The organism is Bradyrhizobium zhengyangense (genome assembly GCF_022012435.1).
Taxonomy (GTDB): Bacteria; Pseudomonadota; Alphaproteobacteria; order Rhizobiales; family Xanthobacteraceae; genus Bradyrhizobium; species Bradyrhizobium zhengyangense.
The window spans coordinates 194,473-209,917 of sequence record NZ_JAKLUA010000007.1; the positions used below are offsets into that span (position 1 = coordinate 194,473).

The following is a 15,445-nucleotide window of genomic DNA, read 5'->3' on the forward strand; positions in this document are numbered from 1 at the left end:
TGACGCAATTCGTGCGTTGCCACCCGCAATTCGTGCAAAAAGCCCGCGCTTGTGCCCGAACGATTGCGGGCAGTTCGGTCCGGAGAGACCGTTTCCTCCAACGTCGGCGCCGTCACGCGCAGAGACGATCAGGGGAGGAGATGATGATCCCGGGCTCATTCAGCTATCACCGGCCGGCGAGCGTCGCCGATGCCGTCAAACTCTTGTCAGACCTCGGCGAGGAGGCGCGGCCGCTGGCCGGCGGGCACAGCCTGGTGCCGATGATGAAGCTTCGGCTCGCCACCCCCGCCCATTTGGTCGATCTGCACGGCATCGCCGCCCTCAAGGGCATCAGCCGTAACGGCAACAATCTGATCATCGGCGCGATGACCACCCAGCACGAGCTGCTGGCCTCCGACGAGGTCGCGAAGGCGATGCCAATCCTGCACGAGGCCGCGCTGCTGATCGCCGACCCGCAGGTGCGCTACCGCGGCACGATCGGCGGCAATGTCGCCAATGGCGATCCCGGCAACGACATGCCGGCGCTGATGATGACGCTGGAGGCGACCTATCGCCTCGAAGGTCCCGGCGGCACCCGGGACGTTGCGGCCGCTGACTTCTACCAGGGCGCCTACTTCACCGCGCTTGAGCCTGGTGAAATCCTTACCTCCGTCTCGGTACCCGTGCCGGCGGCCGGGCACGGCTACGCCTACGAAAAGCTCAAGCGCAAGGTCGGCGACTACGCGACGGCCGCTGCCGCAGTCGTCCTCACTATGTCCGGCGGCAAGGTCGTGACCTGCGCGATCGGTCTCACCAATGTTCACGAGACGCCGCTGCTCGCCATCGATGCCGCCAAGGCGGTGATCGGAACGAGCCTCGATGCGGCCACGCTGAAAAAAGCCGCTGCTGCGGCCTCGGCAATTATGGCGCCGGCTGCCGATGCGCGCGGTCCGGTCGAATACCGAAAGCATGTCGGCGGCATCATGGTGACGCGGGCGCTCCAGCGCGCCGCCGCCATCGCGAAATAGAGGAGGGGACCAATGGCCAAAACACACGTCACCATGAAGGTGAACGGCGCCGAGGTCGAAGGCCTCGTCGAGCCGCGCACGCTGCTGGTGCACTTCATCCGCGAGAACCTGCAGATGACCGGCACCCATATCGGCTGCGAGACCACGCATTGCGGCGCCTGCACCGTCGACATCGACGGCATGTCGGTGAAGTCCTGCACGATGTTCGCGGTGCAGGCCGACGGCTCCGACATCATCACGATCGAAGGCATCGCGAACGCCGACGGCACGCTGTCGGCGCTGCAGGAAGGTTTCCGCATGATGCACGGGCTGCAATGCGGCTTCTGCACGCCCGGCATGATCGTGCGCGCGCATCGGCTGCTGAAGGAGAATCCTTCGCCGAGCGAGGCGGAAATCCGCATGGGCATATCAGGCAATATCTGCCGCTGCACCGGCTACCAGAACATCGTCAAGGCAATCCAGTACGCGAGCGCCAAGATCAACGGCGTGGAATTCCAGGAGGCGGCAGAATGAATGACCTCACTCCCACGCGGGAACAACGCTCCGCCGCACTCGAAGGCATGGGCTGCAAGCGCAAGCGCGTCGAGGATATCCGCTTCACGCAGGGCAAGGGCAACTACGTCGACGACGTCAAGCTCCCGGGCATGCTGCATGGCGACTTCGTCCGCTCGCCGCATCCGCATGCGCGCGTCAAGAAGATCGACGATAGCGAGGCACTGAAGGTGCCTGGTGTGCTCGCGGTGATCACTGCCGAGACGCTGAAGACCGTCAACCTCGCCTGGATGCCGACCCTCGCGGGCGACGTGCAGATGGTTCTGGCCGACGGTAAGGTGCTGTTCCAGAACCAGGAGGTCGCCTTCGTCGTTGCCACCGACCGCTACGCTGCCGATGACGGCATCAACAAGGTGATCGTCGAATACGAGCCGCTGCCGCCGCTGGTCGATCCCTTCAAGTCGATGGACAAGGATGCGCCGGTGCTGCGCGAAGATCTTGCCGGCAAGACATCAGGCGCGCACGGCCCGCGCAAGCACCACAACCACATCTTCGAGTGGAGCGTCGGCGACAAGGAACTGACGGATGCCGCCTTCAAGAAGGCCGAGGTGACGATCAAGGAGATGATCTCCTATCACCGCACCCATCCGTCGCCGCTGGAGACCTGCCAGTGCGTCTGCTCTTTCGACAAGATCAAGGGCGAGCTGACAATCTATGGCACCTTCCAAGCCCCGCATGTGATTCGTACCGTGGTGTCGCTGATCGCAAAACTGCCGGAGCAGAAGATCCATGTGATTGCGCCCGATATCGGCGGCGGTTTCGGCAACAAGGTCGGTGCCTATCCCGGCTACATCTGCGCGGCCGTGGCCTCCATCGTCACTGGCAAGCCGGTGAAATGGGTCGAGGACCGCATCGAGAACCTGACCGCGACCTCGTTCGCGCGCGATTATCACATGACGACCGAGATCGCCGCGAGCAAGGACGGCAAAGTCACGGGCCTTCGCGTGCACGTGCTTGCCGATCACGGCGCGTTCGACGCCTGCGCAGACCCGTCGAAATGGCCGGCCGGTTTCTTCAACATCGTCACCGGCTCCTACGACTTCCCGACCGCGCATCTGGCGGTGGACGGCGTCTACACCAACAAGGCGCCCGGTGGCGTCGCCTACCGTTGCTCGTTCCGCGTCACGGAGGCGGCCTATTGCATCGAGCGGGCCATGGATATTCTGGCGCAAAAGCTCAACATGGATCCGGCTGAGCTGCGGCTGAAGAACTTCATCAAGCCGGAGCAGTTTCCGTATCACTCGGCATTGGGCTGGGAATACGATTCCGGCGACTACCACACCGCCATGCGCAAGATGATGGAGACCACCGGCTACGCCGCGCTCCGGAAGGAGCAGGCGGAGAAGCGGGCCGCGTTCAAGCGCGGCGAGACCCGCGAGATCATGGGGCTCGGCGTCTCATTCTTCACCGAGATCGTCGGTGCCGGTCCGTCGAAGAACTGCGACATCCTGGGCATCGCGATGTTCGACTCCTGCGAGATCCGCATGCATCCGACCGGTGCGGGCATCGCGCGGATGGGTACCAAGAGCCAGGGTCAGGGCCACGAGACCACCTGGGCCCAGATCATCGCGACCGAGATCGGCATACCCGCTGACAACATCATGGTCGAGGAGGGTAACACGGACACAGCGCCTTACGGGCTCGGCACCTACGGGTCGCGCTCGACGCCGGTGGCGGGCGCTGCGATCGCCATGGCTGCACGAAAAATCAAGGCCAAGGCGCAGATGATCGCGGCCTACAAGCTCGAGGTCCACGAGGATGACCTCGAATTCGACATCGACGGCTTCCGGGTGAAGGGCCTGCCGGAAAAATTCATGTCGATGAAGGATATCTGCTGGGCGGCCTATAACTCAGTGCCGCCGGGCATGGAGCCCGGGCTGGAGGCGGTCAGTTATTACGATCCGCCCAACATGACCTATCCGTTCGGCGCGTATCTCTGCGTGATGGACATCGACGTCGATACCGGCGTGTACAAGGTCAGGCGCTTCTATGCGCTCGATGATTGCGGCACCCGCATCAATCCGATGATCATCGAGGGGCAGGTGCACGGCGGCCTCACCGAGGCCTTCGCGATCGCGATGGGCCAGGAGATCCGCTACGACGACACCGGCAACGTGGTCACCGGCTCGTTCATGGACTTCTTCATGCCGACCGCGGTGGAGACGCCGCATTGGGAGACCGACTTCACCGTCACTCCGTCGCCGCATCACCCGATCGGCGCCAAGGGCGTTGGCGAAAGCCCGAATGTCGGCGGCGTGCCGGCCTTCTCCAATGCCGTCAACGACGCGTTCTCGTTCCTGGGGAGCACGCACATCCAGATGCCGCATGATTTCTGGCGCAACTGGAGGGCGGCGAAGGATCTGGGGGCGGTGGCTTAGTGGGTCGGTTCGTCATTCCGGGGCGCCTCGAAGAGGCGAACCCGGAATCTCGAGGTTCCGGGTTCGGTCCTACGGACCGTCCCGGAACGACGGAGAGGTTACATGAAGAACCGTGACGAGATCGCGCAAGCGCTGGCCGCATCGGGCTACATCGCCGATGCGGACCTCGCGACTGCGATCTCGCTGATGCAGCTGTTGCGGCGGCCGCTGCTGCTCGAGGGCGAGGCCGGCGTCGGCAAGACCGAGGTGGCGAAGGCGCTGGCGAAGGTACACGCGACCGAGCTGATCCGGCTGCAATGCTACGAGGGCCTCGACCAGTCATCCGCGCTCTATGAGTGGAACTACCAGCGCCAGCTATTGGCGATCCAGGCCCATCGCGGCACTGACAGCATCGAGGACCAGGTGTTCTCCGAAAAATATCTGCTGGAGCGTCCCTTGCTCGCGGCGATCCGTCGGCGGAAGGCGCCGGTGCTGTTGATTGACGAGATCGACCGCGCTGATGACGAGTTCGAAGCATTCCTGCTCGAGCTGCTGTCCGACTTCCAGGTCTCGATCCCCGAGCTCGGCACCATTCCAGCAGTCACGATCCCGCATGTGGTGCTGACCTCGAACGGCACGCGCGAACTCTCCGACGCGCTGCGCCGCCGTTGCCTCTATCACTACGTCGACTATCCCGATGTCGACCGCGAGACCCGCATCATCCTGGCGCGGGTCGCAGGTGCCAGCCCGTCGCTGTCGCTCCAGATCGCGCGCATGGTCGAAGGCGTGCGCAAGGAAGAGCTGCGAAAGGTCCCCGGTGTCGCCGAGACGCTGGACTGGGTGGCCGCCCTCGTCGGGCTTGATGTTCGCGATCTCCATGATGCTCCGGAGATCGTTCATGAGACACTGGTTTGTCTCTTGAAGACCCACGAGGACCGCGCCCGCGTCACGCCCGAGGTGACGCAGCGCCTGCTGGGGAAGGTTGCATGAGCTGCTGCGGCTCCAGCCCTGGATACGATGATCTCAACGAGGTCTCCAAGCTCGTGTCCGCACGGCTTGCCGCGTTCCTGCGCACGCTCCGCGACGCTGGCTTTCGCGTCGGGCTCGCCGAAGGGCAGGATGCGGCGACGCTGATGTCGGCCGGTTATGCAACGAAGCCGGGGCTGCTGCGCGCGGCGTTCAAGCATCTCTTCTCGGCGCGGAAGTCCGATTGGGACAAGTTCGACGGGCTGTTTGATGCGTTCTGGCTCGGCAAGCGCGTGCGCTCGCGGTCTCGCACCATGGGATCAACGCCGGGCGCCAGCAATCCGTCGCTGAAGAGCCTGCAAGACAAATCGGCCGAGCAGGGCGGCAACCAGTCCGTCACCGACCAGCTTCCGTCATCCGACGATGCGCCCGAAGGCCGCTCCGGCGAAGGTCGCATGGAGGGCGCCTCGCGTGCGGAGAATTTGGCGGAGGTCGATTTCCGAAAGCTCAGCGATCCTGATCAGGTCGCGCAGGCGCACGAAGCCGCCGCGCAGCTCGCGAAGGCGATGCGCACGCGCCTGACCCGACGCGATCTGGCGCGCCGGCGCGGCTACCGACTCGATCTCCGGCGCACCATTCATCGCAACATCAGCCATGGCGGCGTGCCGATCAGCCTGGTCAAGCGGCAGCGCAAGCACAAGCCGCTGCGGCTGATCGTGCTGCTCGATGCCTCGGGCTCGATGAGCATGTACACTAGCGTGTTCCTGCGCTTCATTCACGGCGTGCTCGACCAATTCCGCGAGGCGGAGGCGTTCTTGTTTCACACGCGCCTCGCCTATGTCTCCGATGCTATGAAGGAGCGAGACGCGAGCCGCGCGCTGGACCGTCTCTCGATCATGGCGCAGGGCGCGGGCGGCGGCACGAAAATCGGTGAGAGCCTGCAGACCTTCAACCGTTGGCACGCTTCGCGCGTCATCCATTCGCGCAGCTGCGTCATGATCGTGTCCGATGGGTACGAAACCGGCGATGCCGCGCTGCTCGGTCGCGAGATGGCGGCGTTGCACCGGCGCTGCCGCCGCATCGTCTGGCTCAATCCGATGATGGCCTGGGAGGGCTATGCGCCCGAGGCGCGCGGTATCAAAGCGGCGCTGCCGCATCTCGATCTCTACGCGCCCGCGAATTCGCTGCAAGGCCTGCGCGCGCTCGAGCCCTATCTGGCAAAACTCTGAGGGACATGTCGATGACCGCTCATGCCGAGGTGCTGGATATCGTCGCCCAGATGAAGGCTGCGGAGCGCGCCTTCGTGCTCGCGACGGTGGTGCGGACGGTGTCGGTGACCGCGGCGAAGGCTGGCGCCAAGGCGATCATCGCGGCCGACGGCACCATCGTCGCGGGTTGGATCGGCGGCGGCTGCGCCAAGGGCGCGGTGCTGAAGGCGGCGCGCGAGGCGCTGGCCGACGGCGAGCCGCGCATGGTGTCGGTGCAACCGGAAAACCTGCTGGCCGAGCTCGGTGTCAGCGCGGGCGAGAGCCGCGACGGCATCCGCTTCGCCAGCAACATGTGCCCCAGCAAGGGCACCATGGATATTTTCGTCGAGCCGGTGCTGCCGCATCCCTCGCTTGTCATCCTTGGCGCAAGTCCGGTGGCGCTGTCGCTCGCAGCCCAGGCGCGCGTGCTCGGCTATCACGTCACGCTGGCCGCGCCCGCCGCCGAGCTCACGGCGCAACCCGACGCCGATGCGATCATCGATGGCTACCAGCTCGGTGAACTCAATGACGCCAAGCGCTTCGTGGTGGTCTCGACGCAGGGTAAGGGCGACGAAGCTGCCTTACGCGCCGCGATCGCAACCAAGGCCTGTTATCACGCCTTCGTCGGCAGCCGCCGCAAGATGGCATCGCTGCGCGCCAAGCTGATGTCGGAAGGCGCCAGCGCTGCGGCGATCGACGATTTCAAGGCGCCGGCCGGGCTCGATCTCGGCGCCATCACGCCGGAAGAGATCGCGATGTCGATCCTCGCCGAGATCACCGTGGAGCGGCGACGCGGTCAGCGCGCGGCCAATCAGTCAGCAAGCAGAAAGTGAGATACCGATCATGCAGATGAACGACAGCCAGCGCATTCCCGCGTCACGCGAAGAGGTGTGGGCGGCGCTGAACGATCCCGCCGTGCTGAAGCAGTGTATCCCCGGCTGCCAGTCGCTCGAGGTGACCGCGCCGAACGAGATGACCGCCACCGTGATCTTCAAGGTCGGCCCGGTGAAGGCGACGTTCAGCGGCAAGGTGATCTTGTCCGATCTCGATCCGCCCAACTCCTATCGCATCTCCGGCGAAGGCTCGGGCGGAGTCGCCGGCTTTGCCAAGGGCGGCGCACTGGTGCGGCTGGAGTCCGAGAGCGCCGACGTCACCGTGCTGCACTACGACGTCGACGCGCAGATCGGCGGTAAGCTCGCCCAGTTGGGAGCGCGACTGATCAACTCGACCGCGACGAAGCTTGCGGGAGAATTCTTCAAGTCGTTTGCCGGCGTGGTGAGCGCAAAGGCTGAAGCGGGTTAGGTGCCGTAGGGTGGGCAAAGCGCAGCGTGCCCGCAATTCTTCATCGCAGACAAAGACCGTAGGCACGACGCTTTGCGCCTTTGCCCGCCTTACGATAGCTGCGCAAGCATCTCCAGCGTTTACCCCAGCGACACGCCCGCCTTCGCCCGGCTGATCCCGAGCGTCAGGATGCGATGGAGCAGATCCTTGTACTTCAGCCCGTCGTGCTGGGCCGCCGTGGCGAACTCCTGGCTCTTGGCGATCTCGGGGTTGGGATTGGCTTCGATGAAGTACGGTGTGCCATCGGCGGCGAGACGAAAATCGATGCGCGCGTAGCCATCGAGGCCTAGCGCCCGGTAGATGCGTTTGGCGGCGCGCTGGATGCGTGCGGTGACTTCGGGTGCAAGGTCCTTCGCCGGCCCGTCGACGATGCCAACGCGCTCCTGATAGTCGGTGTCGTGCTTGGCTTTTTCGGTGGCGATGTGCCGTGAGCTGCGCCCGCCCATGCTGCCGAATTTCAATTCCCAGACCGGCAGCACGCGCAGCCGGTTGTTGCCGAGCACGCCGACATAGAGCTCGCGTCCCTCGATGAACTGCTCGGCGATCGCGGCGGTCTCGACCCGCTCGTGGATGAAGGCGACGCGTTCTGCGAGCTTCTCGTCGGTATCGACGATGGAGGCCTGCGAGATGCCGAAGGAGCCATCCATGTTGAGAGCCTTGACGATCAGCGGCAGCGCAAGATGTTTCGGCCGTTTCACCTTGCGGCGCATCGGGAAGACGGCGAAGGCAGGTGCGGCGATGCGGCGGTGATGCACCAGCGTCTTGGACAGGTCCTTGCCGCGCGCCAGAATCAGGCCGCGCGGATTGCACCCGGTATAGGGCACCTTCATCAGCTCGAGATAGCTGGCGATGTGCTGGTCGTAGGCGACGTTGTAGTGGAACTCCTCCAGCAGCGTGAAGACCACGTGCGGCTTGAACTCCTCGATCGCTTCGCGGATCGGCCTGATCTCCTCCTGCGCGCCGAGCGGACGGACCTCATGTCCGGCTGCGCGCAAGGTGCTGACGACGTCGTATTCCGTTTTCCAGTTGTTGATTTCCTGCGGCGTGTAGCCGTCGGAAGAGTCCGGCGGCACGAAGTCCGGATGCATCAGCACGAGAATACGGAGTCGTCTCATAGCGCGATCCATTTGCGCCGAGACGGGCCGAACAGCGCGTGCATCGTCTTGGCGGTCACGAGGACGGTGAAATCGAGAACGAGCTTCTGTTCGGATCCCACCGCGCGCAGGTCGAGCTCGCGGCAGCGGGAGATCATGTCGTCGAGCACGGCATCGAGCGTGAGCTGGTTCTCGCCGGTCCATCGCGCCACCAGCTGCCTGATCTGGGCGCGGTGCCGCCTGATCAGGCTCGAAGCGGGCTTCGAGCGATGATGCCGTGGATCGGCGGAAAACAGCCGCGAGAGGTCGCGGTCGTAGGTCTTCGGTGGCGTGAAAGCGTAGAACGCCTGCTTCTTCTTGTAGTGGTCTTCGAGCGTCTGGCTCAGCTTGCTGAGGGGATCGATGCGCTCGCGCGTCGTGATCAGCGGACGTTTTCCCGCGATCTCGCCCATCAGTTCGTCGACATATTCGAGCTTCTTCAGCGCCGGCCAGCCGGCATATCGCGTTCGCCAGTTCGAGCGCGGTCGCAGCCACACCGCAAAGGTCTCGGCGAAATCCTCGTCCGGGTGGCTCTGCGCGTACCACAGCCGCAGATGCTGGACGTAGCGTCGGCTCGCCGGATTGGGTCGGTAGTAGCGCGGATAGTGCTTTGAGGACGGGCCGAACAGCTGCTGCCAGCGCCGGCGCCGCTGTAATTGGAAGCCGTGCTGCAGCGCATGGCCGGCCTCGTGGCGGAGGATGGCCATGCACTCGCGCCAGGTGCCGCCCTCGACGTCGAACATCATCTTCTTCTCGAGCTTCATCAGGCGTGGATGAGCGAGATAGAACGGGATCGCGATCCCGGGCACATCTCCCGGACTGAACCACTCGCTCGAGATCCATGTGTGCGGCCGCAGCCGGATGCCGCGCTCTTCGAGCTCTTCGTGGAGCGTGGCGACACAATCCTCGAGCCAGGTGCCTTCGACCGTAACCCTCAGGCTGGAGAGGCGCTGCTGGAGCAACTCGTCATCCGACAGTTTTTCCCAAGCAAATTTCCGGCGGGGCATCAGGCATCCAGAGGGCAGAGATGACTCAGATCACGATGATGTCATGGGCGGCAGCCGGCAACAACCCGTGGGGCGGGGCGTGCTGCGGCGCGTCAGAGCGCTGAGGTCGTAGCGTGAGATCGTAGGGTGGTTAGCGAAGGCGTAACCCACCACTGTGCGCTTCCGCGCAGACAAAAGAGGTGGGTTACGCCTTGCGGTCCGCGCTTCGCGCAGTCCGCATGGCTAACCCACCCTACAAGATCGAGTTCAGTCGAACAGGCTCGACACGGACTCTTCCGCCGCGGTGCGCGCGATCGCATCCGAGATCAGGCTGGCGATCGGCAGCGTGCGGATGTTCGGCGCCTTAGTCACCGCGTCCGTCGCCAGAATCGAGTCGGTGATGACGAGCTCTTTCAGCTTCGAGCCGGCGATGCGGGCGGCCGCGCCGCCGGAGAGCACGCCGTGGGTGATGTAGGCGTAGACCTCCTTGGCGCCCTTGGCGATCAGCGCATCGGCTGCGTTCACCAGCGTGCCGCCGGAATCGACGATGTCGTCGACCAGGATGCAGCTATAACCGGAGACGTCGCCGATCACGTTCATGACTTCGGACTCACCCGGACGTTCGCGGCGTTTGTCGACGATCGCGAGCGGGGTGTTGATGCGCTTGGCGAGGCCGCGGGCGCGGGCCACGCCGCCGACGTCGGGCGAGACCACCATCACCTTGCCGAGGTCGAAACGTTCGCGGATGTCGCGCACCATCACCGGCGCAGCGAACAAATTGTCGGTCGGGATATCGAAGAAGCCCTGGATCTGGCCGGCATGCAGATCGAGCGTCATGACGCGGTCGACGCCGGCATGGGTGATCAGGTTGGCAACGAGCTTGGCCGAGATCGGCGTGCGCGAGCCGGAACGGCGGTCCTGCCTGGCATAGCCGAAATAGGGGATCACCGCGGTGATGCGGCGCGCCGATGAGCGGCGCAGCGCGTCGGTGATGATCAGCAGCTCCATCAGATTGTCGTTCGCCGGAAACGAGGTCGACTGGATGATGAAGGCATCCGAGCCGCGGATGTTCTCCTGGACCTCGACGAAGATCTCCATGTCGGCGAAGCGCCGGACCACCGCTTTGGTCAGCGGCACGTTGAGGCCCTGCGCGATGGCCTGGGCGAGAGCCGGATTGGAGTTGCCGGCGACAAGCTTGATGGAGCCGTTCTTGGCCGACATGGACGCTTCCTCCCGCGCTTTGCTGGATACGACGTTCAACATCAGAGAATACCCACTGGCAGCACGGTTACGACGGGCGAGGAAATATCAGGCGAGAGGCCGCACTGGCAACCCGGGATGCTACGTTTTCCCTCTGAAAATCCTGAGTCGGGCCAACGGCTTGGCCAGGACTTGGTTAGGACTTGGTCGGGACTTGAACCCGTGGTCTCGCGGAGGTTATCGCTGGGCGTAGCCAAGTGCCGTCACCGGCATGTCCGGCGCCGGAGCCTCAGGCGTCACGCTTGCGACCGCGGGGCCGCGCAGGCCCGGAACCGAGCCCGGCGCGTCAGGCGTCCCGTTGATCATATTGGAAAGTCCGCTGAATCCGGCCTGGGCGATCCTGCGCAGCACGAGGTCATCAGCGGCAGCCCACGGATCCTTACCGCCCTTGGCCGCCGTTGGTTCCTCACCGGAGAGGCGCAGCGCCCGCTGCTGGTTGGCGTCGTAGACGTCCCAGACCCAGGCGATCACGGTCTTGCCGCGCACGATTTGGGCGGAGAGGTAGCTGCGCACGCGGTAGGCAGCCGTCCCCTCGCGAGAAACGATCGAGAGGCTGCGCAGCTTGGATTCGGTGTCGAGCACGCCGACCATGCGGTCGAACACCTGCGGCGGCGGTCCGTCGATCGATTCGAAAGCGACCGTCGCCCCGGAGCCGGCGCTCGGCGCCGCCATCGCATAGGAATTGGCGGGCGCGTTGCCGCCGGCGCAGCCGGCCAGCGCCGTCGCTGCTGCCAGCAGCATAACCGCCAGCACGCGCGAGCCCGCACGGCGCAAGTTGGATGACGCTTCCCTCATTGAGGGCAGCGATATCGTTAAAATCGATTAAGGTCTAGGGCAGGGGAGACACAGATGACGCCGTCATTCCGGGTTCGATGCTTCGCATCGCCCCGGAATGACACGGGGTTTCTGTTGTGTTCACCCCTCCAGCGCGATCGCGTGAATGTGCCGGCCGTAGTCCGGCTCCTTGCGATGCACCGAGCGGCGATAGCTGAAGAAGCGTTCGTCGGCGTAGGTGTCGAGACCAAGGTCGTCGATCATCAGAACGCCGGCAGCTTCCAGGCGCTTGCGAATGAGGCCGGCGAGGTCGAACATCGCGTGGCCTTCGCGCACCGATGGAATGAAGAAGACGGCGTTCTCGGCATCTGACTCGATAAAGCGCGCCACGAACTCGTTGCCGACCTCGTAGCTGTCCTGGCGGATCAAGGGCCCGATCGCGGCGATGATGCCGCTGCGTGTGGCACCGAGCTTCTCCATCGCCGCAATGGTGGATTCCAGCACGCCCGTCAGCGCACCTTTCCAGCCGGCATGGGCGCCGCCGATGACCCGCGCATTGGGATCGACGAACAGCACCGGACCGCAATCGGCGGTGGAGACGCCGAGCGCGATGCCCGGCGTTCTGGTCACCATCGCATCGCCCTTCGGCCGCGGCCCGCTCGGCCACGGCGCATCGGCGACGAGCACGTCTGGCGAGTGGATCTGGTGCAGGCTGACGAAGCGATCGGCCGCGACGCCGACATGCTCGGCCATGCGGCGGCGGTTCTCGGCGACGAGGGCCTGATCGTCGTTGGAGCCGAGCCCGCCGTTCAGCGCGGAATAGATGCCGGTCGAGACGCCGCCCTCGCGCGTGAAGAAAGCGTGGCGCAGGCCGGGCACTGCCGACAGCAGTGACGAAGTCAGCGTCATCAATTGCCTCCGGCCTGTTCGAGATCGCTGAGGCCGGCAAGGCCCGTCAATCTTGGTTCGGAGATGCCGAGCACCTTGAACATCGAACCCATGCCGCTGCGTCCGGTATCGGTCAGCCGCTTCAGCGCCACGGAAATGTCGGTGGCAACTTCGGGCGTCGCCTTCTGCATCAGCGCGGCCGCGCGGGTGTCGATGCCGACGCGCTTGAGGAAATCGCCTTGCGTCACCGGCCCGTGCGCACGCGCGCCGACGTCCTCGGCTGCCCGCGCCAGCGCCTGAAAGTCGACATGGGCGGTGACGTCGGCCTGGCCCGGCGCCTTCAAGGGATCGGTGAAGGTGTGGCGCGCGATGGCCTGGAAGGTGTCGCCGGCATCGCTGCGCAAATGGCCGTAATCGATGATCAGGGCGGCACCGTCCTGGTCGCGCACGCGGGTGGCAAGCTTCATGATTTCGGTGTCGGGCCGCCATTCGAACACGGCACCCACAGGCGCGGCCCGCACCAAAGGCGGCAGCAGCACGTCGAAGCGCGGCGTCGGCTCGGCTGCCGCGCCGAACTGGAGCTTGCCGTTGGGATCGATCTCGATCACGCGCTCGTGCCAGCCGCCCTCGCGCTTCACCATCTGGTGGATCGGCAGCACGTCGAAATATTCGTTGGCGAGGATGACGCTAGGACCCTCCGGCACGTCGTCGATGCTGTCGTGCCAGGTGATGCTGTTGCGTACGCCCGACAATGTCGCCTGCTGCCGCTCGCGCAGCACTGGATTGACCTCGACCAGATGAATGCTGAGCCCCTGATAGAGCGGCGGCAACACGCGAAGCGCGCGCAGCGCGTCCGCCATCATGGTGCCGCGGCCGGGGCCAAGCTCGATCAGCCGCAGGGATTGCGGCGAGCCTATCTGCTTCCAGACCGAGGCGGTCCACAATCCCAGGAGCTCGCCGAACATCTGGCTGACTTCGGGCGAGGTGGTGAAGTCGCCCTCACGCCCGAGCGGATCGCGCGAAACATAATAGCCGTAGCGCGGATGCATCAGGCACGTCTCCATGTACCGCCAGACCGGCATGGGGCCTGAGGATTTGATCAGCGCCTTGATCTCGTTGAGCAATGACTGTTCGGTCACGACCTGTTGTCTCGAAATGATTTAATGAATTGCGGTTGCCGGCTTCGGCGCACCGCGCCTGATTGCCAATACAATAAGTACGCCGCCGACAATAAGCATCGGGATCGACAGCAGCATCCCCATGGTTAATCCGCCCCAGAGGTAGCCGAGCTGGACGTCCGGCTCGCGGAAATGTTCGCCGACGATGCGGGTCAGGCCATAGATCAGGATGAAGCTGCCGAGGATAAGACCCGGCCGCTTCAAGGCGCCAAGGCGGATCATCACCGCGAGCACGGTAAAGAGCAGGAGGCCCTCCATGCCCGCTTCGTAAAGCTGGCTCGGATGGCGCGGCACGTCGCCGCCGGTCGGGAAGATCATGGCCCAGGGCAGGCTCGGGTCGGCTGCGCGGCCCCATAGCTCCCCGTTGATGAAGTTCGTCAGCCGCACCAGGAATATGCCGATCGGCGCGACGCCGCAGGTGATGTCGCCCAGCGACAGGATCGAGATGCCATTCTTCCGGGCGAACCACATCACCGCCACGACACAGCCGAGGAAGCCGCCGTGGAATGACATGCCGCCCTCCCACAATTTGAAGATGGCGGCCGGATGCTCGACGAAGAAGGGCAGATTGTAGAACAGCACGTAACCCGTGCGTCCGCCGACGATGATGCCGAGTGTCACCCACAGGATGAAGTCGTCGATCTGCACCAGCGAGATCGGCGCCGGCCCGCCCCACAGGCGCTGCTTCTTCAACAGCGAGCGCGCATAGAACCAGCCGAATGTGATCCCACAGATGTAGCCGAGCGCGTACCAGCGGATCGCGAACGGACCGATCTCGAGGGCGATGGGCTTGAACTTGGGGAAGTCGATCAGCAGGAAAAGCATCAGGCCTTCTATGTCTAGACGAGATTGCGGCGATAGAGCGCCAGAAGGCGCTCCCAGTGCCGTTCGGCGGCGTCGCGGTCATAGACCGGGCGCTTGGGGAAGGCGAAGCCGTGATGGGTGCCGGGATAGATTTCGACCTCGGCCTTGGCGCCGCTCATGCCCTGCTTGACCTTCTCGATGATCTCGGTCGGCGCGTAGATGTCGGTCTCGGCGCAGGCGAAATAGAGCTCGGCCTTGGTCTTGCCGGCCGCGAGATGCGGGCTGTCGGCCTGATCGGTCGCAAGCTGCGTGCCGTAGACCGAGGCGGCGGCCTTGACGCTTTCAGGGAAGTGCGTTGCGGCGTTCACGGCGTAGCGGCCGCTCATGCAATAGCCGACCGTGCCGATGATCTTGGTGTTCGCGGCCGTCTGGCCTTCGGCATAGGTGAGCAGCGCGCGGGTGTCGTCCATGATCATGGGAATGGTGAGCGAGCCCATCAGCGCGAACATGCGCTTGCGCTCCGGTGCGTTCGGATCGGCCGGCAGCGCGCCGAGCTCCATCACGCCCGAGCGGTAATAGAGGTTCGGCAGCATGACGTAATAGCCCGAGGTCGCAAGGCGCCGCGCCATGTCGCGCAGCTCTTCGCGGATCGCCGGCGCGTCCATGTAGAACAGGATGACCGGAAACGGTCCGCCGCGCTCGGGATGAACGATGAAGGTCGCGGTGTGGCCGTCCTTGGTGGGAATTGCGATCTGCTGCTCGATCATGTCTTGCGTTCCGCCTTGTGATTCTTGTTATGCAGGGACGTTGAATACGATTGCAAGGAAACCGGGGCATGACAAGGATACCGCCGCTCGGCCCTTGAACCTGCCACCGCGGATTGCCATTGTCCTCTCACGCGTTCGCGCAAAGTTTATCGGGCCGCCAAGAGACCTAATAAGACACCTAATAA

The 15,445-nt window shown here is 64.5% G+C and carries 15 protein-coding genes; 7 read left to right on the plus strand and 8 right to left on the minus strand.

What is annotated here, in order from left to right; translation table 11 throughout:
* Window positions 1-143: 143 nt before the first annotated feature.
* The 7 genes from L6637_RS22495 (at window position 144) to L6637_RS22525 (ending at window position 7,431) form a co-directional block, all read left to right on the plus strand.
* Window positions 144-1,007 (plus strand): FAD binding domain-containing protein, encoded by an 864-nt coding sequence (locus tag L6637_RS22495; RefSeq protein ID WP_237864477.1) that lies wholly within the window; start codon window positions 144-146, stop codon window positions 1,005-1,007.
* 12 nt (window positions 1,008-1,019) lie between these two features.
* Entirely contained in the window at window positions 1,020-1,520 is a 501-nt protein-coding gene (locus L6637_RS22500; RefSeq protein ID WP_237864476.1) for a (2Fe-2S)-binding protein, read from the plus strand.
* Window positions 1,517-3,937, plus strand: a complete 2,421-nt coding sequence (locus L6637_RS22505; protein WP_237864475.1) for an aerobic carbon-monoxide dehydrogenase large subunit — start codon at window positions 1,517-1,519, stop codon at window positions 3,935-3,937. Before L6637_RS22500 ends, L6637_RS22505 begins: the two co-directional genes overlap by 4 nt.
* Window positions 3,938-4,039: 102 nt before the next feature.
* Complete coding sequence (locus L6637_RS22510) at window positions 4,040-4,906, plus strand: AAA family ATPase (protein WP_237864474.1); 867 nt, start codon at window positions 4,040-4,042, stop codon at window positions 4,904-4,906.
* Complete coding sequence (locus tag L6637_RS22515) at window positions 4,903-6,111, plus strand: vWA domain-containing protein (protein WP_237864473.1); 1,209 nt, start codon at window positions 4,903-4,905, stop codon at window positions 6,109-6,111. Before L6637_RS22510 ends, L6637_RS22515 begins: the two co-directional genes overlap by 4 nt.
* An 11-nt stretch (window positions 6,112-6,122) precedes the next feature.
* Window positions 6,123-6,962 (plus strand): XdhC family protein, encoded by an 840-nt coding sequence (locus L6637_RS22520; protein WP_237864472.1) that lies wholly within the window; start codon window positions 6,123-6,125, stop codon window positions 6,960-6,962.
* A 10-nt stretch (window positions 6,963-6,972) separates the two neighbouring features.
* Window positions 6,973-7,431: an SRPBCC family protein gene (locus L6637_RS22525; protein ID WP_237864471.1), complete on the plus strand. Its 459-nt coding sequence runs from the start codon at window positions 6,973-6,975 to the stop codon at window positions 7,429-7,431.
* Window positions 7,432-7,550: 119 nt separating this feature from the next.
* On the opposite strand, the gene L6637_RS22530 is transcribed toward L6637_RS22525, so the two are convergent.
* The 8 genes from L6637_RS22530 to L6637_RS22565 form a co-directional block, all read right to left on the minus strand.
* Window positions 7,551-8,585 (minus strand): D-alanine--D-alanine ligase family protein, encoded by a 1,035-nt coding sequence (locus L6637_RS22530; RefSeq protein WP_237864470.1) that lies wholly within the window; start codon window positions 8,583-8,585, stop codon window positions 7,551-7,553.
* Complete coding sequence (locus tag L6637_RS22535; RefSeq protein ID WP_237864469.1) at window positions 8,582-9,610, minus strand: putative zinc-binding metallopeptidase; 1,029 nt, start codon at window positions 9,608-9,610, stop codon at window positions 8,582-8,584. The genes L6637_RS22530 and L6637_RS22535 overlap by 4 nt, the downstream gene beginning before the upstream one ends.
* A 246-nt stretch (window positions 9,611-9,856) precedes the next feature.
* Window positions 9,857-10,810, minus strand: a complete 954-nt coding sequence (locus tag L6637_RS22540) for a ribose-phosphate pyrophosphokinase (RefSeq protein ID WP_164933654.1) — start codon at window positions 10,808-10,810, stop codon at window positions 9,857-9,859.
* A 216-nt stretch (window positions 10,811-11,026) separates the two neighbouring features.
* Window positions 11,027-11,644 carry a hypothetical protein gene (locus tag L6637_RS22545; RefSeq protein ID WP_237864468.1) on the minus strand — a complete coding sequence of 206 codons (618 nt, stop codon included), beginning with the start codon at window positions 11,642-11,644 and terminating at the stop codon, window positions 11,027-11,029.
* 120 nt (window positions 11,645-11,764) lie between these two features.
* Complete coding sequence (gene pgeF, locus L6637_RS22550; protein WP_237864467.1) at window positions 11,765-12,532, minus strand: peptidoglycan editing factor PgeF; 768 nt, start codon at window positions 12,530-12,532, stop codon at window positions 11,765-11,767.
* Window positions 12,532-13,650: a class I SAM-dependent methyltransferase gene (locus L6637_RS22555; protein WP_237864466.1), complete on the minus strand. Its 1,119-nt coding sequence runs from the start codon at window positions 13,648-13,650 to the stop codon at window positions 12,532-12,534. The genes pgeF and L6637_RS22555 overlap by 1 nt, the downstream gene beginning before the upstream one ends.
* A 21-nt stretch (window positions 13,651-13,671) precedes the next feature.
* Window positions 13,672-14,514: a prolipoprotein diacylglyceryl transferase gene (lgt, locus tag L6637_RS22560; protein WP_237864465.1), complete on the minus strand. Its 843-nt coding sequence runs from the start codon at window positions 14,512-14,514 to the stop codon at window positions 13,672-13,674.
* 14 nt (window positions 14,515-14,528) lie between these two features.
* A complete protein-coding gene (locus L6637_RS22565) occupies window positions 14,529-15,260 on the minus strand; it encodes a dienelactone hydrolase family protein (RefSeq protein ID WP_237864464.1) in 732 nt (243 codons plus the stop codon).
* Window positions 15,261-15,445: the final 185 nt, after the last annotated feature.